Source organism: Oerskovia gallyi (assembly GCF_014836745.1).
In the GTDB taxonomy this organism is placed as follows: domain Bacteria; phylum Actinomycetota; class Actinomycetes; order Actinomycetales; family Cellulomonadaceae; genus Oerskovia; species Oerskovia paurometabola.
In genome coordinates this window covers 311539-336821 of sequence record NZ_JACSQE010000004.1, presented here as the reverse complement: position 1 = coordinate 336821, position 25283 = coordinate 311539, and the positions used below count along the sequence as shown (strand labels likewise).

Here is a 25283-nt window from a genome sequence, read left to right as displayed (position 1 = left end):
GGGTGGTGCGGCGAAGATGGGCATGATCGAGAAGGACGACCCGATGATCGCGGCCCTGGCCCCGCAGGCCTGAGGACCGCGAGCCGCCCGTCCTCAGCCCTGCGGCTCGACCGGTCCGCCCGGGTCCGTGCCGCCCGCGACGAGGTCGCCACAGCTCGTCTCCTGCGCCGTGACGACGACGGGGTCGGTCGCCGCGGCCCCCTCGGCGACGGTCTCTGCCTGGCCGTTCGTCGCGGTCCGCGCCGCCGCGTCGAGGTCGATGAACGTGCGTTCCACGGTGTACGTCGAGCCGTCGGACGAGGTCGCGTCCAGCCCGGCCAGGTGCAGCACGCCGTCCACGGCCGTGCAGCCGACGCCGGTCCCGAAGCCGCTGAACCCCTTGTCGAACGTGTACGGCTGGCCCTGCGCGTTCTGCGTGACCGTCACGGCGCAGTCCGCCACCGAGAGCAACAGCACCTCGCGACCCACGTCGACGAGCGCGATCGGCGCCTCGCCGCCGCCGGCCGCGACGAGGTTGACGATCGCGCTCGCCGGGACGGGGCTCGCGGACGTGACGGGGGCGGAGAACGTCGCCCCTGAGGCCGTCGTGACGCCGAACGTCCGGTCGGCGCCGCCGGTGAGCCAGGCGGTGTCGGGGCGGCCGTCGCCGTCGACGTCGACGATCTGGTGCGTGTCCGCGCCCGCGGGTACGCCGGTCCCGGTCGCGGCGCAGCCCGTGGTGGGCGAGGCCGTGGTGGTCGTGGTCTCCGGGGTCGGTTCGTCGGAGGGGGCCTGCGAGCCCACGGTGGCCGACGGCGTCGGGGCGGGAGAGGCGGCGGCGTCGCCGTCCGCGTCACCGCGGGTCGCGAGCCAGATGCCGACCGCCACGATCGCGAGGAGCACGAGCCCGCCCAGAGCCCACCACCACGCGCGGTTGCCCGGCGGTTCGGCCGGTCCGCCGGGAGGCGGCTCGCCGGGTCCCCCGGGCGGCGTCGAGGCTCCCGTGGCGGAGAACGGGTCCGGGGCGTTCGGGATGGGTTCGGCGGGTGGGACGCTGCCGCCGGTGATGCCGCCCGCCGCCGGGAAGGCGGGCCTGATCGGTTCGGTGGGGTCCTGGTCGCCTGCTGGGCCTGGTCGCTCCCTGTCGTCGGTCATGCCTCCAGCGAAACATCTCGTGACGCACGGGGCATCCGGGACGTCTCGCGCGTCGCGGGCACGGGCCGGGCTCAGCGCAGGGCGCGTCCGAGCGCCCGGGCGAGCGCTCCGCCGTCGGGCCCGCCAGCCGTGGGGACGCCGTGCGCCGGGCGCCGGGGGCGGCGCGATCCCGGCGCGGCGACCGTCCCGAGGAAGGCCCCGCCGCTGCGGCCCGACGACGGCGCGGGAGGCTCGTGGGCGAGGATCTTCTGCGCGGGGCTGAGCTGGCGGATGCCGATCGCGGCCACGTGCGTCGGGTGGCGCGTCGCGGCCGCGTCGTAGATCTCCGGGTCGTGCTGGCCGTCGTCGCCGAGCAGGAGCCAGCCGACGTCGGGCAGCTCGCGCACGAGCCGGTCGATCGCGTTGCCCTTGTGCTCCTGCCCGCTGCGGAACCATCCTGTCGCGGTGGGACCCCAGTCGGTCAGCAGGAGGGCCCCGGGCGGGAAGCCGTTGCGGTCGAGGAAGCGCTCCAGGTTCCCCGCGGAGTTCCACGCGCCGTTGGACAGGTACACGAAGGGGGCATCCGGGTGGACAGAGGCGATGCCCTGGTACAGGTCGGCCATGCCGGGCACCGGGCGCCGCTCGCTCGCGTGCAGACCGAACGTGTTCCACACCGCGCGCAGCAGGCTGGGGACCATGGTGATCATGACCGTGTCGTCGATGTCGCTGATGACGCCCAGTCGCCGCCCCGGCCCGACCACGAAGACCCGCGCCGTCGCGACGGCACCGCTCGCCGTGGCGAGCTGGACGTCGTGCCACCCCGGGGAGAGCGCGACGTCCAGCATCCCGTCCACGTACCCGTCGCGGTCGGCGGGCAGGTCCGTCACCAGTCGTTCCTCCTGGCCCGACCCGTCGGTCCGCGTGACCGACGCACGGACCACCTCGCCCGGCGCGGAGACCGTGAGGTAGTTGCGCCAGCCGCGCCGGTTCCACACCAGGTCCGTCCGGCGGTGCGGGCGGCTCAGCAGCACCCGCGCCAGCACGCGCACCGAGCCCTCGTTGCCGTAGCCGACGTACGCCTCGATGCGCGGGGTCCAGCCCCGGGCCCGCAGGAACTTGACCGCGGCCGCACGGATGCGGTCCTCGAGGCGTGCCGAGAGGTGCAGCCGCTCCACCGGGGGAGTCGGGGAGGGGAGGTGCGTCTGGTGCATGGGATCCGCTCGTCGAAGGTGCTGGTCTCCCACCTTGGCACAAGGACGCCGGCTTCATCGGCTGAACCGGGAAGAACCCGCTGGTCAGGAGGTGCGGCGGCCGCAGACGCGGCACGTGCCGCGGCGCCGGGTCGCGTAGGCCCAGGTCGCGACCCCGAGGGCCACGCTCCACAGGGGCCAGAGCACGCCAGGACCGAATGCAGCCCAGTTGACCAGGACCTCTGACGGGGACATCTCCAGCAGACCCTTGATCATGGAGAGGCCGGCCGGAAGGATCGCGACCGTGACGACCGAGGCGGGAACGACCGCGAGCGCGACCGGGACCCGTCGTCCCGCGAGGCCCGGGATCCAGCGAGGGAAGACCTCACCCCACCGTTGCACGAGGCCGAGCGTCAGCACGGCACCCACCAGGGCGAAGAGCGAGAGCCCCACTGCGGGGGCGACCAGCTCGCCCGCGTCCTGCTCGTACATCTCGGGGTCGAGCCCGAGCGGATATCCCAGGACCCAGATCAGCCGGGTGACGGCATACAGGGACGGGATGATCGCTGCGACGAACACGGCGGGCCGACCCCAGGCCACGATGCCCGACGGTCGCGCGGAGTCCTGACCGGCCGGTGCCGGTGCGTGGTGGTCAGCCGGAGGGTCCAGGCGTCCGCAGACCTCGCACGCCCCGCTGGTGCGCCGGACGAAGAGCGTAGTCGTGACCGCGAGGAGGACCAGGGCGACGAGCACGCCGAGCTGGAGCAGGAACGCCGGTGCGACGTACTGGTCGAAGGCCTGCGCGAGCTCCGGGTCGAACGGGGCCCGGACGAGGACGACGGGGAGGTACCCCATGCGGGCAAGAAGGCTGGTGTCGGCGAACAGGACGCCGGCGGATGCGGCGAGCACGGAGACCGAGACCGCCACGGCGCGCACCCGGCCGGTCGTCGGTCGGTCGGACCGTGACGTCATCCAGGCGGCGTGCGCCGCCCCGACCAGTCCCAGGATCGCGAGAGCCGCGGTCAGGCTGCTGCTCGGGACGGACTCGACGATCGTCCCCGCCGCGTCCGGCGTCGACGCCCCGACGGGCAGGTTCCGCCCCGTGAGGACGGCGACGAGGGCGGTGAGGGCCCCGGCGAGCCACCACGCGATCGTCACGGGAGGGACCCAGCGCGGCCAGCGGGGGACCGTCGGCCGGCGCGTTCCCGGCAGGGGAGGTGCGGCCCCGGTGCCACCCGGTCGAGGGTCGCCACGCAGATCCGTGCCGGGTCGGGCGGTGGTCGTCGCGATGTCGGTCGTGTCGATGTCTTCCACGGTCGCTCCTCGGGGAGTGTCGCCGGCTGTGCCCGGCGAGCTGTCCCTTCAGGCTCGTCGGTGACGGCCGGGCTCGGATCACCCGCGACGGGGAACGGGGTCCCCCGTGCGGGGGAACCCGCTCGCTAGAGGGCGGGACGGACGAAGCCCGACTCGTAGGCCGCGACCACGGCTTGCGTGCGGTCGCGGACCCCGAGCTTGCCCAGCAGGTTCCCCACGTGGGTGCGGACCGTCTCCACCCCGAGGAACAGCTCGCTCGCGATCTCCTGGTTGGACCTTCCGGTGGCCATGAGGCGCAGGACCTCGCCCTCGCGCTCGGAGAGCCGGGCCGAGCGCAAGGCGTCCCCGCGAGCAGGATGAGCGGTCGCCAGCCGGCGCACCGCGTCAGGGAAGAGCAGCGACTCCCCGAGCGCCACGACGCGCACCGCCTGGGCCAGGTCCTGCGGGCGCGCCCGTTTGAGCAGGAAGCCGTGAGCGCCGGCGCGCAGCGCGTCGAGGACGTGGTCGTCGTGCTCGAACGTCGTCATGACGAGCACCCGAGGAGCCGGGTCGCGGGCCACGATCGCGCGGGTCGCAGCGATCCCGTCGACCTGCGGCATGCGGACGTCGAGGAGGACGACGTCGGGTCGGGTCGCCGTGACGGCTCCCGGTACCTCGACACCGTCCGCCGCCTCCCCGACCACCTCGATGTCGGGCTCGGCGTCGAGGATCACGCGCAACCCGGCCCGCACGAGCGGCTCGTCGTCGACGACCAGGACACGCACCACGTCGAGCCCTCCGGCGGGGGGACGGTCGCCCTGCCTCACGAGGTCGCCACCCGGCTCTCCGGCTCGTCCTCCACGACGGGCCACGACGCGCGCACGACCCACGCTCCGCCGTCGGGCCCCGCGACGAGCGTGCCGCCGAGCGCCGTCACACGCTCGCGCATGCCCGCCAGGCCGTGGCCACGCCGTTCCTCCGGCGCCCCACGCCCGGGCGACCACGGGTTGCGGACCTCGATGCCGAGGTCGGTGGCGCGCACGACCCGGACCGTGACCGGCGCCCCCGGAGCGTGCCGCAGCGCGTTGGTGAGGGACTCCTGGGCGACCCGGTAGACCTCGCGGACCACCTCGTCCGGCGCCCGTGCCACGTCCCCCACGAGGACCAGCGTGACGTCCGCCCCCGCCTGGCGGGCGCGTTCGACGAGGGTCGTGAGGTCGTCGTGCTCGAGCGACCTCTCGCGCCCCGGCGCAGGGGCCGACCCGGGGTTGCGCAAGCGCCGCAGCAGGTCGTCCAGCTCGGCCATGGCATGGCGTCCCGTCTCCTCGATGGCTGCCAGCGAACGGCGAGCCGCCGCAGGGTCGGACTCCAGGGTCCGCGCCGCAGCCGCGGCCTGCAGCACGGTGATCGTCAGGGCGTGACCGACGCCGTCGTGCACGTCCTGCGCAAGGCGGTTGCGCGCGACCAGTCGTGCGGTCTGCGCCTCGAGCTCGGCGATCCGCTCGCTCTGGTCCGGGCCCAGCAGCACCGGCGCCGCCGACCGCAGCACCGCCCGTGCCCCGACCACGACGTAGGGCAGGGCGACGAGGACGAGGAGCGCGAGCAGGAGACGCAGGGGCGGGTGCGCCAGCCAGGCCGGCAGCCAACCAGGCTCGAGGAAGGGGCGCGTCCCGAACAGCGAGAGCAGAAGGTCGAGCACGAGCGGGACGACGACCAGCAGCGAGACGACCACGACCAGACCGAGCACGAGGTGGAGCGTGAACCACGCCGCGCCCCGCCACCGAGCGGTGGGGCTCGGCCGGTCCGACGGGGTCTGGACGTCGACGTCGAGCAGGGTGCGCGCCGCGAGCACCTCGACCGTCCGGACCGGGGCGAGGAAGGGTGGCGCCGCGGCGAGCGTCGTCGCCACGACGGCGAGCGCTGCCGTCGTAGGAGTCGCGGTCTGCGGGTCTGCGAACATCTGCACGAACCCCTCGATCAGCAGCCCGTACGCTCCGGCGACGAGCCCACCGACGACCAGGAACACTCCCGCCCTGACCGTGGCCCCCGACCTCAGGGGCGCGACGAGAGAGCGCAGCGACACACGTGGTCTCGATGCGCCACTCGCTGCCTCGGGGGACGAGCCGGACATCTCGACATCATGTCAGCCGTGGGTCCGCGCCGCTCCTGGGGACCAGGCCCGGCCGGCTGTGTCTGGTCGCGGCGGGACGGACCGCTCTCGGCACTCGATGACCCGGACCGCTCGTCAGCACTCGATGACCCGGACCGCTTTCAGCACTCGATGACGTTGACCGCGAGGCCGCCCGTCGACGTCTCCTTGTACTTGGTCGACATGTCGAGGCCCGTCTGTCGCATGGTCTCGATCACGGTGTCGAGCGAGACGACGTGCGCGCCGTCGCCCTGCAGGGCGAGCTTGGCGGCCGAGACCGCCGTGCACGCTGCGATCGCGTTGCGCTCGATGCACGGGACCTGGACCAGACCGCCGACCGGGTCGCACGTGAGGCCGAGGTTGTGCTCCATCGCGATCTCCGCAGCGTTCTCGACCTGCGCCGGGGTGCCGCCGAGCACCGCGCAGATGGCTCCCGCCGCCATGGAGCAGGCCGAGCCGACCTCGCCCTGGCACCCGGCCTCCGCACCGGAGATCGAGGCGTTGCGCTTGTAGAGGGCGCCGATCGCTCCAGCGGTGAGCAGGTAGGTGCGCATGGCCTGGCGCGTGGCCTCCTCGTCGGCCGCGAGGTCCGGGTGGATGCGCAGGAAGTGGCGTCCGACGGCCGGGATGATCCCGGCCGCGCCGTTGGTGGGCGCCGTGACGACGCGGCGCGCGTCGGCGTTCTCCTCGTTGACCGCCATGGCGTAGGCCTGGAGCCACTCGATCGACAGGTCGGAGGCGCCGTCGGCCTCCGCGGCCTCGAGCTTCTCGCGCTGCGCCCGCGCCCGACGGCGGACCTTGAGCCTCCCCGGAAGCATGCCGGTGCGGTCGAGTCCCGCGTCCACGCACTCGCTCATGGTGCGCCAGATCCGGTCGAGCCCCGCTCCGACCTCCGCGGCGGGGCGCAGCGACACCTCGTTCTCCCACGCGGTCTCGGCGATGCTGCGCCCTTCGAGCGTGCAGGACGCGAGGAGCTCGGCGGCGTTGGCGAACGGGTGCGGGACGTCCGAGGGCTCGGTCGCGGGGTCGATCGGTGCGCCCGCGAGCTCGGCCGCGTGCTGGGCCTCCTCGTTCGCCGCGGCGGCCTCGAGCTCCTGCTCGGTGAGGACGAAGCCCCCACCGACCGAGTAGTACACCTGCTCGGCGACCACGTCACCGGCTGCGTCGAGGGCCGTGAAGCGCATCCCGTTGGGGTGGCCGGGCAACCGGGTGAGCGGTGCGAGGCGGACGTCCGCGGTCGCCATGGTCACGACCCGGCGGCCGAGCAGCCGGACCTCGTGCCCCTCGCCCAGGCGCTCCCAGCTCCCCGGGACGTCGTCGGGGTCGCACGTCTCCGGGTCGAGCCCGCGCAGGCCCGCGACGACCGCGTCCGGTGTCCCGTGGCCGATCCCCGTCGCGCCGAGCGAGCCGCACAGCACGACCTTGACCGCCGTGACCTGGTCGAGGGCCCCCTGCTCGTCGAGAGCGCGCGCGAAGGTGGTGCCTGCGCGCATGGGGCCGACGGTGTGCGAGCTCGAGGGTCCGATGCCGACCGAGAAGAGGTCGAGGACGCTGACGTACGAGGACATGGTCCTCATGATCGCATCCTGTCTCAGAAGATGGAACCGTTCTGCTATAGCAAAGACTCGCCGGTCACCACCGGGCACGTCGCCAGGTGGTCGTCCACGAGCCCGCACGCCTGCATCGCCGCGTAGGCCGTCGTCGGGCCGATGAAGCGGAAACCCTCCTTCTTGAGCGCCTTGGCCAGGGCGACCGACTCGGGAGTGCTGGCCGCGAGGTCCGCGAAGGTCGCGGGACGCGGACGGTCGACGGGAGTACCGTCGTCGGGCGCGCGCGAACCCCCCGGGGCGAACGACCAGACGAGCTCGTCGAGGGTCCGACCCTGCTCGTGCAGCGCGAGCAGGGCGCGCGCGTTGGAGATCGTGGCCTCGATCTTCATCCGGTTGCGGATGATCGAGGCGTCCTGGAGCAGGCGCTCGACGTCCTCCTCGGAGAACTGTGCGACGACCTCCGGGTCGAATCCCGCGAACGCCTCGCGGAACGCGGGGCGCTTGCGCAGCACGGTGATCCACGCGAGGCCCGACTGGAAGGCCTCGAGCGCCAGCCGCTCGAACAGCGCCTCGTCCCCGTGGACGGGGACCCCCCACTCGGTGTCGTGGTACTCCTCGTAGAGCGCGTCGCCGTCGCCGAAGCAGCGGGCGCCCGCGGGGGGAGAGGCGGGCGAGTCGGCCGGTGCGGCGAGCGGTGCCGTGGGCTCGGGGACGTGCTGGCCGGTGGCCTCGGTCGTGGTCATGGCGCCCACTCTTCCGCACGGCACCCACGCGTGGTGTGCGGCGCGGTCGCCCTGTGGGGGCCGCGCGCATCCAGGCGCCTGTGGACGGCCTGCGTCCACAGGCCCTGTGGATCAGGCGTCGGTGACCGCCGGGAGCTGCTGCTCGGCGATCGCGCGCAACGCCTGGAGGTGCGCGGCGAGAGCGGCCCGCCCGGCAGGCGTGAGGGCGGCCCACGTCCGCGGGCGGCGGCCCACGCGGTCCTTGGTGATCGCGACGTAGCCCGCGTCCTCGAGCACCGTGAGCTGCTTGGAGAGTGCCGAGTCGGACACCTCGATCGCGTCGCGCAACGACCTGAAGTCGGCCTTCTCGACCCCGGCGAGCGCCGCGACGACCGAGAGCCGGACGGGGGAGTGGATGACGTCGTCGAGCCGGTGGCGGGGGTGCGTCTCGGTCATGCCGCCAGCTCCTCGCGGCGGGGCCACAGGGCGGCGACGAGCATCGGGAGGGCGGTGGCCAGTGCGGCGGGGAGCCAGTAGCCCAGGTTGCCGGCCTGCCCCGGCAGGCCGAGGGTGAGCGCCGCGCCGTAGAGGACGGCCCAGAGGAGGACGGCGAGCAGGTAGCGACCGTTCAGGCTGCGGGCCCGGATGCCCTGGCGGGCGGCCCAGATCGCGACCGTGCCGGCGAAGAGGGGGCCGATCAGGGAGCCGACGACGATGCCGGGAACGCCCCCGAGGCCGACGAGCAGCACCACGGCGATGGTCATGGCGGCCCAGGCGAGGAGCAGGCTCTGGAGCCAGCGGTGCCCGATGCCCGCTGTCGCCGCGGCGCTCCGGTTCGCGAGGTCGAGCGCGGCGGCGGCGTCCTGCGGAGTCGGGGCGGTGGGGGAGAGTGCGTCGTTGCTCATCTGTCCATCGAAGCATCTACTTTCCTGCTTGGCAAGTAAGTGCCAGGCGGACATCCTTGCGGGGCCGAGTCCCGGACGCAGAGCGAGGGCGGCGGGAGCCGCGTCCAGGTCGTGGACGCGGCCCCGCCACCCTCGAGAAGCGCGGCGTCACCGTCGACTGTGAGGCGCCGCGCGGGATCGCGCAGGTCAGCCGGTCAGATGGTGAGCCGGCGGCGCAACCCCAGTCCGATCCCGACGACACCGGCGAGCAGGCTCCCGCCCGCGATCGCCGACATGCCGAGCGAGAGCTTTCCGGCCGGGCTGTTCTCGACGTCCGACTTCATCTTGGTCGTGCCGTCCGAGATCTCGACCGTGCCGTCGGCGAGCGTGCCCGCACCGTCGGCCAGCGTCGAGCTGCCCTTCGCGAGCTCGCCCGCGCCGTCCGCGAGCGTCGTGGTGCCCGCGTGCAGGGTGCCCGCCCCCTCGGCGAGCGCGGTGTTGCCCGCCGCGAGCGTCGTCGCGCCGCTCGACAGGGCGTTGATGCCCGTGTGGAGGCTGAGCGACCCGTTCTCGAGCTTCGTGGTGCCCGCGAACAGGTCGCGCGCGCCCGCGGCGAGCTTCGCGTTGCCCGCGGCGAGGTCCTTGGCACCCGACTGCAGCTTGCCTGCGCCGGCGTCGAGCGCGGTCGCGCCCTCCGCGAGCCGGGTGGTGCCCTCCGCGAGCGCGAGCGCTCCACCGTTGGCCTTCGCCGCCCCTGCGGACAGCTGGGTCGCGCCGGTCGCGGCGCTCCGCGTCCCGGTGCTGAGCTCGCCGAGCTTCGTCTGGAGCTGGGCGGCCCCGGCCTGGACCTTCCCGATCTCGCCGTCGAGCGTCGTGACTCCGGCCGAGAGGGAGTCGACTCCCGCACCCAGCTTGCCGATCCCACCCTTGAGGGCTTGAGCGCCCGCGAGGAGCTGGGGCTTGTCCTCTGTCCCGGTCCCCAGGGCGAACTGGAGTCCGGCGGCGCCCGTCTCGAGCCTGGTCGCCCCCGTTGCCAGCGCGTCGAACGCTCCGGCCAGTCCCAGTACGCCGGGTTGCTCCGGCGTGCCGCCCTTGAGGGACGTGAGCTCGGTGGCCAGGTCCTGGAACGCCTTCTTGGCCACCGGGTCCGTCGTCGCGTCCGCGGAGGCCTGTGCCGACGCGGCGAGAGCGCCCAGCGTGGCGGCGGCCGTGCCCGCCTGCGCCTTGGAGGCTGTGGCCCCGTCGCGAAGTGTCGCGGCGTTGGCCGCCAGGGAACCTGCGCCGGCCCCCGCGTTCGACAGTCCCGTCGTGATGCGGTCTGCACCGACGTCGAGCTGGGCGACGCCGCCACGCAGACCCGTGACGGCGTCGCCGAGCTTCTGCTTGGCCCCCGCCCTGAGCTCACCCGACCCGGCGACCAGACCGCCCGACGCGGAGTGGATGGCCTCGGCGCCGGCGGCGGCCCGTGATGCGCCGTCGGCGAGGGAAGCTGCCCCGTTCTTGAGCTCGGCGGAGCCCGCCGCGAGCTGTGCGGAGCCTTCCGCCGCCGCGGCGGCCCCGGGCGCGAGCTCTGCGGTGCCGGCCCGCAGGTCGCTCGCGCCTGCGGCCAGCTTGTTCGCACCGGCCGAGGCGTCCGCGGCCCCCGGCGCGAGCTTGGCCGCTCCGGCGTTGAGCTCGTCGGCCCCGGCCGCGAGCTGTGCGGCACCGTCGAGCGCGGTCACGCTGCCGTCCGCGAGCTGGGTCGCCCCGCTGGAGGCCTGGGTGGCCCCGGTCGAGAGCTTCTTGGCCCCGTCCTCGAGGTCCTTCGAGCCGTCGGCGAGCTTGCCTGCGCCCTCCTCGGCGCGTTCGGCGCCGTCGGCGAGCTCGGCCGCGCCCGCTTCGAGGCGGGTGGCTCCGTCGTCGAGGCGCGTGGCGCCGTCGGCCACCTTGCCGTTGAAGATCAGCAGGTAGGCGACGAGCGCGACGACGGCGAGCGCCAGCACGACAAGGGCGCCGATGGTCAGGGCTGAGTGCGCGCGCGAAGGGCGCGGGAAGGCGTGGTTCGTCATGTGCGAGGGTCCTCTCGTGGCCGGCGTCGTTGCCGGTCTGACTCCGGAGTGCCCATCACCTTGATGCAACTCCGAGTATCAGATAAATCACCGTCGACGCTAGCAACGGCCACAAGAGGAAAGAAAGCAAGTATCTGATACTTCGAAAATCACAAGTTGGTAAAGGCCCGCCGCGGACGTCGCGACGGGCCTTTCGCCAGCGGCAGCAGCCGCAGCAGCGGCACGAGCGGCAGAGCGCGCCTCGGCTCAGACCTCCAGGTTCGCGAACAGGACGCTCGCGAGCGCGAGCCCCACGACGAGGTTGAACACCGCGGCCGACCCGAACACCACGACCGGCTTCCACCCGGCCTCCCGGACCGCCGTCACGTTGAACTCCAGCCCGATCGACACGAACGCGACGATGAAGAACACCGTGCTCAGAGACTTGAGGATCGCGATGTCCGGTGCGGCGGCATCCGCCCCGACGGAGCTGACGTAGATCGTCGCCACGACCGAGGCGAGCAGGAACCCGAGCACGAACTTCGGGAAGCGCGTCCACAGCTCGCTCCACCGGGGAGCGGCGGCCCCCGCGACCCGGTCGACGCGGAACGCGAAGTACGCCGTGAGGGCGATCGCGACGACCCCGATCAGGGCGTTCTGGGTGGTCTTGACGATCGCGGCGACCTGCAGGGCCTCGTCCCCGGCCAGCGCTCCCGCGGCCGTCACGGCGGCCGTGGTGTCGATGTTCCCGCCGATCCACGCCCCGGCGACGGCGGGCGACAGGCCCAGCGCCTCGGACAGGGCAGGCAGGATGAAGATCGAGGGCAGGGCGAAGAGGATGACGAGGCTCGCCGCGTACGCGAGCTGCTCCTTCTTCGCCTGGACCGCCCCGGCGGCGCTGATCGCGGCGCTGACCCCGCAGATCGACACCGCGCTCGCGAGCAGCGCCCGGAGCTTGTCGTCGATGCCGAGGCGCCCGCCGAGCCACCAGGTGAACCCGAAGACGAGCGTGATGAGCAGCACGGCCTGCGCGATCGCCGGTCCGGCGGCCGAGACGACGAGCGACAGGTTGACCGTGGCCCCGAGCAGCACGAGCCCGGTCTTGATGAAGAACTCGGTCCGGAACGCCGCTGCCAGCCGGGAGCGCAGGCCCGTTGCCGACAGCACGGCGTTGCCGAGCAGCCCGAGCGCGATCGCGTACACCGGGTACTCCACGGACTTCGCGATGCCGCCGAGCGGTGTGTCGGCCAGCCACTCCGGGACGCTCTGCTCGAGGAAGCGGGCGGACCAGGCGAGGCCCAGGAGGACGACGAAGCCCGCCACCAGGTAGAGGGCGCCCGGTGAGCGCCCGTCCTGGACGACCGAGTCCTCGAGCGTCGCCCGGGGCGCCTCGCCGACGGGCGCCTCGGGGGAGCGGTCGCCATCCACGGCCGCCTCGCGGCGGGGTGTCGTGCTGGTGCCCGTGTCAGGGGTCGTGGCGCTCATCAGGGCACCAGCCCTTCGGGGATCAGGCCCAGCAGGCCGACGGCGACGATCGCGAGGCCGACGACGGTCGCCAGCCAGTCCTCGGAGACGTGGACGCGTCGGACGGCGTCCACGGTCACGGACCGGGGGGCGGGAGCCGTGGCGGGCTCGACGGGCGGTGAGGCGGTCGGGGCGTGTTCCGCCCTGGCGGGCGGGACGGGGTTCTCGCGTGCGGGCATGGCAGGTCCTTCGGGTTCCGGCGTCGGGGGTGGGTGCGGCGAGGGCGACGACCGGCGCAGGGCTGCGCGGCGTCGTCGCCCTACGGACACACCTGCGACGTACGGAAGATCTGCATGGCCGACAGGGTGGCGGTCACCGCCGACCGGGGCAAGAGGGTGTCCACGCTCCGGGAGAACGTGACGCCGTGTGAACGGGACGGACACGTCAGTCCTGGGCGAGAGCCCTCTCGAACGCATCCAGCAGCGGTTCGCCGAACAGCACGAAGCGCACGTCCACCACGCCCCGGTCCCCGCCCGCACCCCACGCGCGGACCGCGGCCACCGCGACCCGCGCGACCTCGTCCCCGTCCCAGCCGTAGACGCCCGCGCTCACCGCGGGGAACGCGACAGACGTCGCACCGAGGTCCGCGGCGACGTCGAGCGAGCGCGTGAAGCACGACGCGAGCAGCGCGGGGTCGGTCTGGCCCCGGTGACGGTTCGGCCCGACCGTGTGGACGACCCACCGCGCCGGCAGGTCGAAGCCCGGCGTGGCGACCGCCTCGCCGACCGGGAGCCCCTCCGGCAGCGTCGTCCGTCGCAGCTCGCGGCACGCGTCGAGCAGCCGGGGACCGGCCGCGGCGTGGATCGCGCCGTCGACCCCGCCTCCCCCGAGCAGCGACGAGTTCGCGGCGTTGACGATCACGTCGACGTCGACGGTCGTGAGGTCTCCGAGCTCTGCGGACAGGTGCATCCGTCCATCCTCGCGTGGGTCGTGCTGCCCTGCGCGGACACGCAGAAGGCGGCCCGACGACGTCACGCGCGTGACGCCGTCGGACCGCCTACTCGCGGGGGGCGCGGGGGGGCGCCGCCTCCTCGAGGTGAGCCGGTCAGGTCACCAGACCTCGTCGCCCCGGATGACCACGTCCGAGCCGCCGTCGACGAAGACGACCTGACCGCACATGTGGCTGTTCTCCGGGGAGACGAGGAAGCGCAGGAGGTTCGCGGGAACCTCGGGGCCCATGATCCCGCCGAGCGGCATGGGGACGTGGGACTCGACGGCCTTGGTCGACTCCTCGGTCGCGAGCATCTCGGCGGTCATGCCGGTCTGGACGATGCCCGGGCCGATCGCGTTGAGGGGGATGCCGGCCCCGGCCCAGTCGGCGCTCGGCGCGACGCGGCGCAGCCAGTGCGCGACCGCGGCCTTGCTGCTGCCGTAGATGATGTCGCCCGTGCCGGCCGCGGCGAGCTCGGCCGCGCGGGCCAGGGCGGCGGCCTCGTCGCCCGCGAGCGTGAGGTCGACGAGCTGGTCGTCGACCGGCAGGAGGCTCGCCATCGAGCACGTGACCGCAGCCCGCGGCGCGTCCGACCCGGCGAGGAGCGGGCGCAGGCCCTCGAGCGTCGCGAGGGCGCCGAAGTAGTTGACCGCCAGGGTGGCCGGGCTGCCGTTCGACAGGCCCGCGTTGGCGACGATCGCGTCGACCGTGCCACCGCTGAGCGCGGTGACCTGCTCGACGAGCCCGGTCCGGCCGGCGTCGGTCGTGAGGTCGACCGTGACGTCGGCGTCGCGCAGGTCCACGCCGATGACGCGGTGGCCGTCGGCCTCCAGCATCCCCTTGAGGGCCTTGCCGATGCCCGAGGCGGTTCCGGTGACGACGACGGTGCGCATGATGCCCTCCAGAGCAGCTGGTGCGGCCAGACCTTCCTGGCCGTCCCCTTCAGGTTAGGCCGCAGAACCGGGGAAAACGGGCGCCCGGGACCTCCGACGCGGTGATCGTGACGAAGGTCCCACCGGTGGTCCTGCTGTCGGCCGACCGCCTACCACCCGCCCGGCGCGAGGACCTTCCGGATGCGCTTCTCGCTCACGGGCCCGTCGGTCCCGAGCTGCTGCGCGAACAGCGAGACCCGGAACTCCTCGATGAGCCAGCGCGCCTCGTCGAGCTCGGCGAGGCGCCCCGGGTCTGCGGGGCCGGCCGCGTAGGAGGCACGCGCCTTGGCGTAGGCCTCCTCGACGTCGTGCACACGCCACGCGAGCTCGGCGTCGCGGTGCGGGTTGGTCGCGGCCTTCTCGATCCGGTACGACGCCGCCCGCAGGTAGCGGGTCAGGTGCGGCAGCCTGTGGGCCGGGGTACGGGACACGAAGCCCACGCCCACGAGCCCGGCGACCTGGTCACGTACGTCCTGGAGCGTGTTGAGCAGCGCGAGGCTGTTCGCCGAGCGGATCTGGCCGTCCAGGTCCCGTGCGGCCGTGAGCGCGGCGACGACGTGCCCGACGATCTGGTGCACCTCGTTCTCGAGGTGTCGCTTCACGAGGTCCCGCGCGGCGACGTACGACTCCGCGCTCCGGATCTGTACAGCGTCGGGCAGCGGCCCGTACTGCGAGGCCTTGGCGCCGGACGTGAGCGCGATGACGGCCGCGAGCTGCAGGTCGGCGACGAGCGCCTCGGTGTTCCGGTACGGGCTCGCGGCCATGGTCAGCGACTGCGTCCCGCTCCAGCGGCTCGTGACCCGCGCGGTCTGCAGAGCGGTCTCGCCGAGCAGCAGCCGCCGCACGCCGCGTGCGTGCTCACGGTCCTGCGTCGAACGGTCGGCGAGGACGCGGAGCGCGACGGACGGCTTGCCCTTGGCGTCGACCTCCTCGACGAGCGCGGGGTACCCGCGCACGACCATGCCGCCTCCGGCGGGCGTCGACACGACCTCGGGCAGCACGCCGCCCGGAAGGCCCGTGGGCCACGTGGTGAGCCCGGTCGCCTCGGCGACGACCACGGAGGCCACGCCGCCGTCGGGCGCACTCGTCTCACCAGTACCCCCTGAGCCCTCACCAGGGCGACCTTCGGCCGACGACGGCGAGCCGACGGAAGGTGAGCCGGACGCGAAGGAGGGAGAGGCGGGATCGGTGGCGAGAGTCGTGGTGGGCCTGGCAGGGGTCTGTGAGGAACGAGCAGACCCGGGAAGACCGAGCGCCGATCCCGCCTCTCCCTCCGCCCCGGCCCGCGCCCCCGACCGAGAACCAGCAGCCTCGCGCAACGCCGCTCCGACCGCCCCCTTGACCGCCGCCCGCACCGCCGCCTGCGCCTGGGGCGCGAGGCGTCGTTGGAGCGAGACGAGGTCCTTGGACTCGTCGAGCACGACCTCGCCGCCGCGGCGTTCCTCGATGACGCGGAACGTCATGCGCAGGTGGGCGGGGAGGCGTTCGGTGCGGGCGTCGTCCCAGGCGTCGTCAGGGATGAGCACGTCGCGCAGCGCGCGGACTGCTCGGGTGAAGGCGACGTGGAAGGGCTCGGCCATGTCCCCGGCGCGGGTCACGTCCTCCCACGCGGGGGTGTTGTCGCGGAGCCAGGCGACGATGTCGCGCGCGACGTCGGGGGCGGGGACGAGCTGGACGCGCACGGGCTTGGGCAGCGAGCGGATGGTCGCGGTCGCGAGCTCGTCGAGGAGGCCGGGGACCATCCAGTCGAAGCCGTCGGGCACGACGCGGTTCAGGACGCTGATGGGGATGTGCACGGTCACGCCGTCCGCGTCCGTACCGGGCTGGAACTGGTAGGTCAGGGGGAGCGTGAGGTCGCCCTGGACCCAGGTCTCGGGGAACAGCGAGGTGTCGACGGACTCGGCGTCGGGTACGAGCTGTTCGAGCGTGAACGTGAGGAGGTCGGGGTCGCGGCGCTTGGCGGACTTCCACCAGGTGTCGAAGTGGCGGGCCGAGACGACGTCGTCGGGGATGCGCTCGTCGTAGAAGGCGAAGAGCACGTCGTCGTCGACGACGAGGCCGCGCTGGCGCGAGCGCGCCTCGAGCTCCTCGGCCTCCTCGAGCAGGCGGCGGTTCTCGTGGAAGAACTGGTGGTGCGTGGTCCACTCGCCCTGGACGAGGGCGTGGCGGATGAACATCTCGCGCGCGGCCTCGGGGTCGACCTTGCCGTAGAGCACGGTGCGGTCGGCGACGATGGGAACCCCGTAGAGCAGGACCTTCTCCTTGGCCTGCGCGGCGCCCTGCTTGGTGGACCAGTGCGGCTCGGAGTAGGTGCGCTTGACGAGGTGCGTCGCGAGCTCCTCGGCCCACTCGGGCTGGATCTTCGCGACGTCGCGGCCCCACAGGCGGCTGGTCTCGACGAGCTCGCCCGCCATGACCCACACGGGGGGCTTCTTGGACAGGGGTGAGCCGGGGAAGATCGCGAAGCGGGCGCCGCGGGCGCCGAGGTACTCGTTGCGGGCCTGCTTCTTGGCCCGCTTCATGGCGAGCTCCTTCTGCGGGCCGCGCAGGTGCGCGACGGACGACGCCTTGACCTCGGTCGCCTCCTGCATGCCGATCTGCGAGAGCAGCCCGGCGAGCAGCGACTGGTGGATGGTGTCGTCGTCCCAGGTGAGGCGGCGCTCGACGGGCTGGTCGGTCGCCTCGGCGATCGTGGTGCCCGACGACGGCGCTCCCTTTCCCGAGCCCGCGTCGCCCCGGGTGCGGGGCGTGTAGGACATGTCGATGCCGAGGGGCTTGCTCATCTCGCGGAGCTGCGCGACGACGTCCTGCCACTCGCGCACGCGCAGGAAGTTGATGTACTCGGCCTTGCACAGCCGCCGGAACGCTGACGACGACAGCTCGTGCTGCTGCTCGCGCACGTACTCCCACAGGTTGAGGTACGTGAGGAAGTCGGAGCGGGGGTCGGCGAAGCGGGCGTGGAGCTGGTCGGCCTGGGCACGGTACTCGGCGGGGCGTTCGCGCGGGTCCTGGATGGACATGACGGCCGCGATGATCGCGACCTCGCGCGCGACGCCGCGGCGCGAGCCCTCCCAGATCATGCGGGCCAGGCGAGGGTCCATGGGGAGCTGGGCGAGGACGCGGCCGATCTCGGTGAGGCGCGTGACGGCACGGCCGGGCTGGGCGTCGCGGCCGGCGTCCTCCGGCACGGTCTCGAGCGCCCCGAGCTCGGTCAGGAGCTGCACGCCGTCGCGGATCGAGCGCGTGTCCGGGGGCTCGACGAACGGGAAGCGCGCGACGTCGTCGGGCGAGGAGACGACGCCCACCGAGATCATCTGCAGCAGGACCGACGCGAGCGAGGTGCGCAGGATCTCCGGCTCGGTGAACTCGGGGCGGGAGAGGAAGTCCTCCTCGGCGTACAGGCGGATCGCGATGCCGTCCGCGACACGGCCCGAGCGCCCCGAGCGCTGGTTGGCGCTGGCCTGCGCGATGGGCTCGATCGGCAGGCGCTGCACCTTGGTCGCCTTGGAGTAGCGCGAGATGCGGGCCGTGCCGGGGTCGACGACGTAGTGGATGCCCGGGACCGTCAGCGACGTCTCGGCGACGTTGGTCGCGAGCACGACGCGGCGCGAGGAGTGCGCCTGGAACACACGGTGCTGCTCGGCCGAGGACAGGCGCGCGTAGAGCGGCAGGATCTCGACGAAGTCGGGGCGCTTGGCGTCTCGCGTGCGCTCGCCCAGGCGGGACTCGAGGGCGTCGGCGGTGTCGTGGATCTCGCGCTCGCCCGACAGGAACACCAGGACGTCGCCCGGTCCCTCGGCCATGAGCTCGGTGACCGCGTCGACGATGCCCGTGACGAGGTCCTTCTCCTGCTTGGCGGGGGCCTTGGCAGGGCTCTTGGAGGAGCCGCCGCCCCGCTGGGCCTTGCCCGTCTCGGGGTCGACGTCAGGGCTCAGCGGGCGGTAGCGGATCTCGACGGGGTACGTGCGGCCCGTGACCTCGATGATGGGAGCCGTCTCGGGAAGGTGCGCGGCGCCGTCGGGTCCCTCGTCCGTGCCCGTCAGCTCGGCCGCGGCCAGCTCGTCCGCGGTGAGCGGCGGCAGCGGGCCGCCCGGCGCGAAGTGCCGCGCGAACCGCTGCGAGTCGATCGTCGCCGACGTGATGATGACCTTGAGGTCCGGCCGCTGCGGCAGGAGCCGTGTGAGGTACCCGAGCAGGAAGTCGATGTTGAGCGAGCGCTCGTGCGCCTCGTCGATGATGAGCGTGTCGTACGCGAGGAGCTGCGGGTCGCGCTGGATCTGCGCGAGCAGGATGCCGTCCGTCATGACCTTGACGAGGGTCTGGTCGCTCGACTGGTCCGTGAACCGCACCTGGTAGCCGACGATCTCGCCGAGCGGCGTGCCGATCTCCTCGGCAATACGTTCTGCGACCGTGCGCGCCGCGATCCGTCGGGGCTGCGTGTGGCCGATCTGGCCCTTCCGGCCTCGCCCGAGCTCGAGCGCGATCTTGGGGAGCTGCGTCGTCTTGCCCGAGCCCGTCTCGCCCGCGACGATCACGACCTGGTTCTCCGCGATCGCCTTCGCGATGTCCTCGCGCCGCGCCGAGACGGGCAGCTGCTCGGGGTAGGTGATGGGCGGCACGACGACCTGCGCGCGCCGCTCGGCGGCCTTGGCGAGCCGGGCCGGGTCGACCTGCTGGCGGCGGGCGCCGCGCTGGTTGCCGCGCGTCGAGGTGCCCGACGCCGGACGCTCGCCACGGCCTCTCTTCTCACCTTCGGGAGTTCTCTCGCCGCGGGCCCGGTCGGTCGTGCTGAGGCGGGCCGAGTCCTGGCGGCCGGCGGCCTGCTCGGCCTGCTCGGGGGCGGGGTTCTGCTCGCTGACCTGGGGCTTCGCCCGTCCGCGCCCTCCGCGTCGGCGGCGTGGGCTCGCGCCCGTGCGCGGCTCGCGTCCCGCCTCGCCCGTGGGGGCGCTCGCAGGGCTGTCCACGGCGGGCCGTGCGGGGCCGTGCGGTTCGGTGCTCACGACCAACCATTCTCTCAAGCGGTCGCAACTTCAATTGCCCCGGGCCCGTCGGGCACGTGCCGTGGCGAGGACGATCGGCCCGGCGCATCGGCCCGTGGGAAGGCGTGGCATTACGGTGACGACGTGAACTCCACGGCCGAGGTCGTCGGCGCAGCACTCCCCCTCGCAGTGGCCGTCGCGCTCAGCCCGCTGCCGATCATCGTCCTCGGGCGTGACCTTCGTCGTCGGCCGGCTGCTCGCGCTCGCGGCCCTGCTCGGTGTCGTCGTCGCGGCGTCGGACGTCGTCGAGCACCTCCTGGGGTCGAGCGAGCTCCCCGCCTGGGTGCGGATCGTCCTGGGAACCGCGCTCATGGTGCTCGGCCTCACGCAGTGGCGCCCGAAGCCCGAGGGGGAGGCGACGAGCCTCCCCGGCTGGCTGGCCTCGATCGCGGGCGCGTCACCTGCGCGTGGTCTCGTCCTCGGTGTGCTGGTCACGGTCGCCAACCCCAAGGAGCTCGCGTTCGTGCTCGCCGCGGGCGTCTCGGTGGGCGGTGCGGCGCTTGGGGTCGTGCAGGAGGTCGTGGTCGTGCTGGCGTTCGTCCTGGTGGGCGGGCTGTCGGTCGTGGTCCCCCTCGTCGCGACGCTCGTGGCCCCCGCCCGCGTCGTGCCCTGGCTCGACCGCCTGCGCCAGTGGCTGACCGCGAACACGTCGCTCGTCATGGGCGTGTTCCTGCTCGTGATCGGGGCCACGGTCCTGGGGAACGCGATCGGGGAGCCGTAGGGCCTGGTTTGGGGTTGCGTGCCCCTAGGGGCCTCGAGCGCCGTTCCCGTGCCTGGTGTCTCACAGACCGTCATGTACTGAACGAAGCCCACGCTGAAACGGCGACCTGACAGTGCGACATGGGCCCTGCGCCGAGAGTGCAAGGGCACATCGGACATGGCGAGTGAAGCAAGCAACAAGCAATCTGAGTCGCCTTGGTGGTGCATTAGCGCAGGTCAGGGCCCTGCGCCGCGGCCCAAGTTGCGACGAAGGGAGCCGTGAGTGAAGCAACGGTCAAACAACGGCGTCGTCGGCTGCCCAGAAGGGGATGTAGCGGCGAGCCCGGTACCCGGCACTGGGGTCGAAGACCGCGATGAGCCCGTCTGAGACGGCGTCGTTGAGGAGCTTGGACGCCTGCGCTGAACTCTGGTCAGGGATGCTGAACCGCTCGCGAACGCTGGCGTTGGTAGTGCTTTCGTCCGAGACCTGGCGGAGACAGGCATGGAGATAGACCGCGCGGGTCTTGTCCTCGCGGTCCATCTTGGTGAGAGGGCGAGGCGCGAGGAGGACGGCGCGGGTGTGATCGGAAGTCACCTCGACGCGTGGCGCAGGGAGCTGGTGGAACTCAACCTGGAAAGCTACCTTGTCCCATCCCGATCCGCGTTCCTCGGCGATGTGGGAACGTCGCATCATGGCCGCGACCCCCTCGTTACGCGATTGAGGCGGAAGATCGAGAAACCTGCGCGCATCGACAATGGGAACGCCAGGATTCGTGAACTCGATACGGGATCTGAATACCTCAATCATCGGACCTGTTCCCGTCAAGGAGAAGTCCTGATGGATGAGCATGTTGGCCACAAGCTCGCGGATCGCGATCTCCGGGTAGAGAGACCGTTCCGTCCGGAGTGCCTTGCCGATGACCTCGTTGCGGGGGAGGCGTCCGTCGATGTAGTCGATCAGACCTTCGAAGCCGCTCGCGTACCCGCGCGAGCCTTCCCGCTCGTGGATCGTCTCGACACGGTTGTCGCCTGAGTACTGGATGACGCGGACTCGCTTGCGGGCGAGAGTGGGAAAGTTCGCGAGCTGCCGAGCGAACAATGCTGCGCCAAGGTTTGTTATGCCCCAACCGACGTCCGTGGCGACGATAAGCTTGTCTGCGGACAGGTACTCAAGAATGCCGCGCTGTGACGTCGGGAGCCTGGCGTCGAGCAACGTGAAATAAGATGGGTAGTCAAGGAGGTCGAAGATCTCTTGTTCCGTGACCCGGGATTCTGCGATGCCAGTTTCGAAGGTCTCTCGTTCGAAGGCCTTCCAGAGTCGTCGTTCGAGTTCGGGGTGTGCGTTGAGCCGCTTCTTGTAGGAGCCAACGCGGATGTACTCGATGCCGTTGAATGCGACCGGTCGGCTTCGTGCCGCTCCGATCTCGAGGATCCACACCGCTACTCCAGTATTTGGGACGCTGCGGAAGCGTAGCGACACCTGCGGGCTGAGGAGTCTCGTGAGCCAGGATTCCAGCTCCTCGTTCCCCTTCTTGGCTGTTGACGGGTCGAACGTCGTCCCAACAACGTGATGGTCGGAATCGCGAACTCCCCACACGAGGTAGGCGGTTCCTCGACCTTCGGCGGCTGCCCCGTTGGCGAGCGCAGAGACGTACTCCCCGACCTCATCTGGGTTGCCGTTGTTCTCCTTGAACTCCAGCCAAGGAGACTCGCCGTGCTCTCGGCAGAGTTGTGCGAGCAGACGTTCTTCGTCGGACTGCGGCGTATTCACGGGTGAAGTGACCTCCATAGGTGGCAGCCCAGATCGTACCGAACACAGGTCCCGGGAGGTAGGTGCACAGGCCGTGATATGAGAGCGCAGGACTACCCACGTCTGAGGGCCCCGAGCCTACTCCCAGTTTTTGGAGCGGTGGCCAACCCCGAAGGTGAGGTGTTCGCTCCCATGCAAGACGAAGTCACCGTTCGCGGTCCCTGGATCTTGTTGTCGAGGGCCTCCACGCGACGGAGTGCTCTCGCGGCACGCAAGCGTTGGACGATTCGAGAGAGAACCGCAGGGGCTTAGTACCAGATCAACGGTATCGAGCAGGCGATCATCGGGGGCGCACAACGCGTGCCTTGCCCCACAAGTTCTTGACCAGAGCAGACACATGCCGAGGTATCCAGAGGCACTGCGAGCTGGTCCCAGAGCCGGGGTGCTTTTCGAGATGCCGCTCGAGGATTGAGTGATCCGCTCGGCGTGCGGGAAGGTGCTCCTCATGATCCTGGCGTACAGGGTGCAAGGCAGTACGTGGGCTGGGGCGCGGTGTGCGCACCGCCGGCTCCCGGGATTGCAGCCGCTCGGACTCGGGCGCACCCTGAGGACATGGCCACGTCCTGGGTCGAACGCTGGCAGCTCGATCTCGATCGGCTGCGGTGGTACCCCGTGGCCCAGGAGATCCGAGCGGTGCGGCGGGAGGACCCCCAGGACGTCGTGCTCCGCTCGACGTCCGCCCGTCTCGTCTGGGAGCCGTGGCGGCTGCTGCCGGTGTACGCGGTCCCCGCGACGGACGTGCGCGCGTCCCTCGTCGAGGGCGAGCATCGCGACGGGCAGGTGCGGCACGGCCTGATCCCGCACCCGCTGCACTTCGAACGACACACCTGCCCGGGGAGCGAGGTGTGGTTCGAGGGAGCGGACGGTGCGACCGCCCCGTTCTTCCGCCCCGACGACGAGGACCTCGCGGGCCACGTCCTGGTCGACTTCCAGGCGTTCGACTGGTTCGCCGAGGAGCAGCCCCTGGCCGCTCACCCGCGCGACCCCTTCAAGTGGGTCGACGTCGTGCCCAGCGCACGCCACGTCGTCGTCTCCCTGGGCGGGGTGGTGCTGGCCGACAGCGACCGGGCCATGGCGCTGACCGAGACCTACCTGCCGCTGCGCTGGTACGTCCCCCGTGAGGACGTGCGGTGGGAGGCCCTGACGCCGAGCCCGACGACGAGCGACTGCGCCTACAAGGGGCACGCCCGCTACTGGTCGCTCTCGTCGGGCGACCCCGACGGCGCCGACATCGGCTGGAGCTACGAGGACCCCCTGTCGGACGGCGAGAGGGTGCGCGGGTACGTCGCCTTCTGGTGCGAGCGCACCGACCTCACGCTCGACGGCGTCCAGGTGCCGCGCCCCGAGAGCCTGTTCTTCCCCCGCGGGCGGCGCTGACCGAGACCGCCCGACGGGCCCTCTGCCCGGGCCTCAGCCCACCCGGACGCTCAGGACGAGCTGCTCGCCGACGTCGAGCCGCACGTCCGAGAGCGTCACGCCGGGCGGCAGGGACGACGCGAGGTCGATGCGCTTGCCGTCGACCTCCTCGAGCTTTCCGCGCACCGCCAGGAGGAGCGCGGCGACGACCGGGTTGCGGCTCGATGCGCCCACGTCGGTCAGCGTGAGGACCATGGCCTGGTCGATCGACGCGGTCGCCGTGATCTGGGCGCTCGCGGACAGGAAGCCCTTGCGGATCTTCGCCGACGCCACGATCGACGCGGCGCGCGGGCCACGGGACGCGAGGTCGACGTCGAGGGACGTGAGCGTGAAGCCCTGGTCGGCGAGGGCCTTCGTCGCGAGCTCGCGGGCCGTGCTGACGAGCGCGTCGCGGCTCGCCGCAGCGCGGAGGTGACCGCTCACGGGGTGCTCGGTGCTCTGCGGGGCCTCCTCGATCGAGAGCGACCCGTCCGCCCCCTCGACCCAGGAGAAGCGCAGGTCGCGGATCTCGGCGTCGAGGTCGACGGCGACACCGGCGAGCGTGACCGGGTGGCCCTGGGCACGAATCGCCCGGGCGACGGCCTGCTCGCGCGCGGTCACGTGCTCGACGTTCTCGGCCGGGTCGGGGGCGTCGGCGGCACCCATGGCGCGGACGACGAGCCCGGTCACGTCGACGTCGAGGCTCTGGACGTCGGGGCTGCCGGGGACGGTCGCGGCGTCGATGCGGACGCGGTCCAGGCCCGTGGCGTGGTCGCCCAGGTTCTTGGTCATGACGTCGCGCAGACGTTCGGCGAGCGCGGGGCCGTTGTCCGGGCGCGGGGCACGGCCGAACGGGAGGACGTCGTGGGCGGGGCTCTGGTCGTCGGACATGCGCCGAGCCTACGACGAGGGCGACGGACCGGACCGCCCAGGGTGACGGTGCGGTCACCGTCGGCATCCGACACGGTCACCCTCGGTGGGCGGGGACCTCCGCGAACGCCCGCACCGGGAACGTCCCGAACCCCTCGACCTTGGGCGGCACGGCTGTGAACCGGGCCCCGCGGGGTGGCACGTCGCCCAGGTTCGTCAGGTGCTCGACGACGTGGATCCCCGCCGCGAGCAGCAGCGAGTGGGCGGGGCGCGCCCCGCCGGACGTCACGGGGTCGGTGTCGTCGATGTTCAGCGAGTCGATCCCGACGAGCGTCACGCCCGCGTCGACGAGGTGCTGCGCGCCCGCCTCGGTGAGGAACGGCGCGGGCTCGCCGTAGGCCGGGGTGCCGAAGTGTCGGTCCCAGCCGGTCTGCAGCAGGACCGCGCTCCCGGTGAGATCGCGGTCGAAGAAGACCTCGGCGCCGATCCCGCGACGACCACCCCGCGAGGGGTCGACCGACTCGCTCAGCCGGAACACCTCGGCGGGCAGCCGGACGAGGGTCTCGAGCCCGAGCCCGGACAGGTCGGTCCCGTCGTCGTACCGGTGGAAGGGGCTGTCGAGGTAGGTGCCCGTGTTGCCGATCATCGTCAGCACGTCCATCGCGAACTGCGTGCCGGGCGCGTACTTCGCGACGGAGTCGGCGCGGGTCAAGAAGGGCGTGATGGTCGGTGCGGGCAGCCCCGGGTAGGTCACGAGGCCTTCGCGCACGGTGTGGCTCAGGTCGACGAGCCGGGTCGTGCGCGGAGCAGCGGCGCCCGGGCCGTCACCCTCGGCGTCCGCACGGCCACCCTCGGTGGCGACACGGTCACCCCCGCTCGCCCCACGGCTCCCCACGTGCGGTTCCTCGACGAACGTCAGTCCCGTGACCTCGACCGACCCGACCAGCGCGAGGCCCAGGTGCCCGACGAGGAGGCGAGCGACGTCGTCGGGCAGGAGGTCGCCCGACGGGACGTCGAGACGGAACCCCTCGGTGCGGAGGCTGCCGCCGTTGGCGAAGGTCACGTGGGCGTCGAAGTGCGCGCGGTGCTCGGTCATCACCGGAGTGTCGCACCGGGGGCGGACCCTCGGGAAGACGCAGCGAGGCCGCCCCCCCC

Annotated in this window: 19 protein-coding genes and 1 pseudogene; 2 read left to right on the top strand and 18 right to left on the bottom strand. The window is 72.5% G+C overall.

Annotated elements, in window-relative coordinates; all coding sequences use genetic code 11:
• Positions 1-93: 93 nt before the first annotated feature.
• The 15 genes from H9640_RS07235 to hrpA form a co-directional block, all read right to left on the bottom strand.
• Positions 94-1134: a hypothetical protein gene (locus H9640_RS07235; RefSeq protein ID WP_191790028.1), complete on the bottom strand. Its 1041-nt coding sequence runs from the start codon at positions 1132-1134 to the stop codon at positions 94-96.
• A 71-nt stretch (positions 1135-1205) separates the two neighbouring features.
• Positions 1206-2324 (bottom strand): App1 family protein, encoded by a 1119-nt coding sequence (locus tag H9640_RS07230; RefSeq protein ID WP_191790027.1) that lies wholly within the window; start codon positions 2322-2324, stop codon positions 1206-1208.
• Positions 2325-2408: 84 nt separating this feature from the next.
• Complete coding sequence (locus tag H9640_RS07225) at positions 2409-3617, bottom strand: hypothetical protein (RefSeq protein ID WP_191790026.1); 1209 nt, start codon at positions 3615-3617, stop codon at positions 2409-2411.
• A 125-nt stretch (positions 3618-3742) separates the two neighbouring features.
• The gene (locus tag H9640_RS07220) at positions 3743-4423 is read right to left on the bottom strand and encodes a response regulator transcription factor (RefSeq protein WP_318243689.1); all 681 of its coding nucleotides are present in this window, start codon (positions 4421-4423) and stop codon (positions 3743-3745) included.
• The gene (locus H9640_RS07215; protein WP_191790025.1) at positions 4420-5679 is read right to left on the bottom strand and encodes a sensor histidine kinase; all 1260 of its coding nucleotides are present in this window, start codon (positions 5677-5679) and stop codon (positions 4420-4422) included. The genes H9640_RS07220 and H9640_RS07215 overlap by 4 nt, the downstream gene beginning before the upstream one ends.
• Before the next feature lie 188 nt (positions 5680-5867).
• Positions 5868-7313 (bottom strand): L-serine ammonia-lyase, encoded by a 1446-nt coding sequence (locus H9640_RS07210; RefSeq protein WP_191790056.1) that lies wholly within the window; start codon positions 7311-7313, stop codon positions 5868-5870.
• 44 nt (positions 7314-7357) lie between these two features.
• On the bottom strand, positions 7358-8038 hold the full coding sequence (locus tag H9640_RS07205) for a DNA-3-methyladenine glycosylase I (RefSeq protein WP_191790024.1): 681 nt from the start codon (positions 8036-8038) through the stop codon (positions 7358-7360).
• A gap of 111 nt (positions 8039-8149) precedes the next feature.
• Complete coding sequence (locus H9640_RS07200) at positions 8150-8473, bottom strand: winged helix-turn-helix domain-containing protein (protein ID WP_191790023.1); 324 nt, start codon at positions 8471-8473, stop codon at positions 8150-8152.
• Entirely contained in the window at positions 8470-8922 is a 453-nt protein-coding gene (locus tag H9640_RS07195) for a hypothetical protein (protein ID WP_191790022.1), read from the bottom strand. Before H9640_RS07195 ends, H9640_RS07200 begins: the two co-directional genes overlap by 4 nt.
• 194 nt (positions 8923-9116) lie before the next feature.
• The gene (locus tag H9640_RS07190) at positions 9117-10949 is read right to left on the bottom strand and encodes a YhgE/Pip domain-containing protein (RefSeq protein ID WP_191790021.1); all 1833 of its coding nucleotides are present in this window, start codon (positions 10947-10949) and stop codon (positions 9117-9119) included.
• A 246-nt stretch (positions 10950-11195) separates the two neighbouring features.
• Positions 11196-12413 carry a YeiH family protein gene (locus H9640_RS07185; protein WP_191790020.1) on the bottom strand — a complete coding sequence of 406 codons (1218 nt, stop codon included), beginning with the start codon at positions 12411-12413 and terminating at the stop codon, positions 11196-11198.
• Positions 12413-12631 (bottom strand): hypothetical protein, encoded by a 219-nt coding sequence (locus H9640_RS07180; RefSeq protein WP_191790019.1) that lies wholly within the window; start codon positions 12629-12631, stop codon positions 12413-12415. Before H9640_RS07180 ends, H9640_RS07185 begins: the two co-directional genes overlap by 1 nt.
• A 205-nt stretch (positions 12632-12836) precedes the next feature.
• Positions 12837-13361: an O-acetyl-ADP-ribose deacetylase gene (locus H9640_RS07175; protein ID WP_191790018.1), complete on the bottom strand. Its 525-nt coding sequence runs from the start codon at positions 13359-13361 to the stop codon at positions 12837-12839.
• A 141-nt stretch (positions 13362-13502) separates the two neighbouring features.
• Positions 13503-14276, bottom strand: coding sequence for an SDR family oxidoreductase (locus H9640_RS07170; protein ID WP_191790017.1), 774 nt, complete (start codon positions 14274-14276; stop codon positions 13503-13505).
• A gap of 149 nt (positions 14277-14425) precedes the next feature.
• Positions 14426-19315: an ATP-dependent RNA helicase HrpA gene (gene hrpA / locus H9640_RS07165; RefSeq protein WP_191790016.1), complete on the bottom strand. Its 4890-nt coding sequence runs from the start codon at positions 19313-19315 to the stop codon at positions 14426-14428.
• Positions 19316-19520: 205 nt separating this feature from the next.
• Here hrpA and H9640_RS07160 point away from each other — a divergent pair.
• A pseudogene (locus H9640_RS07160) lies at positions 19521-20075 on the top strand (GAP family protein); the annotation flags it as partial.
• 273 nt (positions 20076-20348) lie between these two features.
• On the opposite strand, the gene H9640_RS07155 reads toward H9640_RS07160, so the two are convergent.
• Complete coding sequence (locus H9640_RS07155; protein WP_318243688.1) at positions 20349-21824, bottom strand: RNA-binding domain-containing protein; 1476 nt, start codon at positions 21822-21824, stop codon at positions 20349-20351.
• A 591-nt stretch (positions 21825-22415) separates the two neighbouring features.
• On the opposite strand from H9640_RS07155, the gene H9640_RS07150 reads away from it, so the two are divergent.
• A complete protein-coding gene (locus tag H9640_RS07150) occupies positions 22416-23240 on the top strand; it encodes a DUF427 domain-containing protein (protein ID WP_191790013.1) in 825 nt (274 codons plus the stop codon).
• 33 nt (positions 23241-23273) lie between these two features.
• Here the strand turns inward: H9640_RS07150 and H9640_RS07145 are convergent, their stop codons facing one another.
• Positions 23274-24149, bottom strand: a complete 876-nt coding sequence (locus H9640_RS07145; RefSeq protein WP_191790012.1) for a hypothetical protein — start codon at positions 24147-24149, stop codon at positions 23274-23276.
• 76 nt (positions 24150-24225) lie between these two features.
• Positions 24226-25224, bottom strand: a complete 999-nt coding sequence (locus H9640_RS07140; RefSeq protein WP_191790011.1) for a cyclase family protein — start codon at positions 25222-25224, stop codon at positions 24226-24228.
• Positions 25225-25283 lie beyond the last annotated feature (59 nt).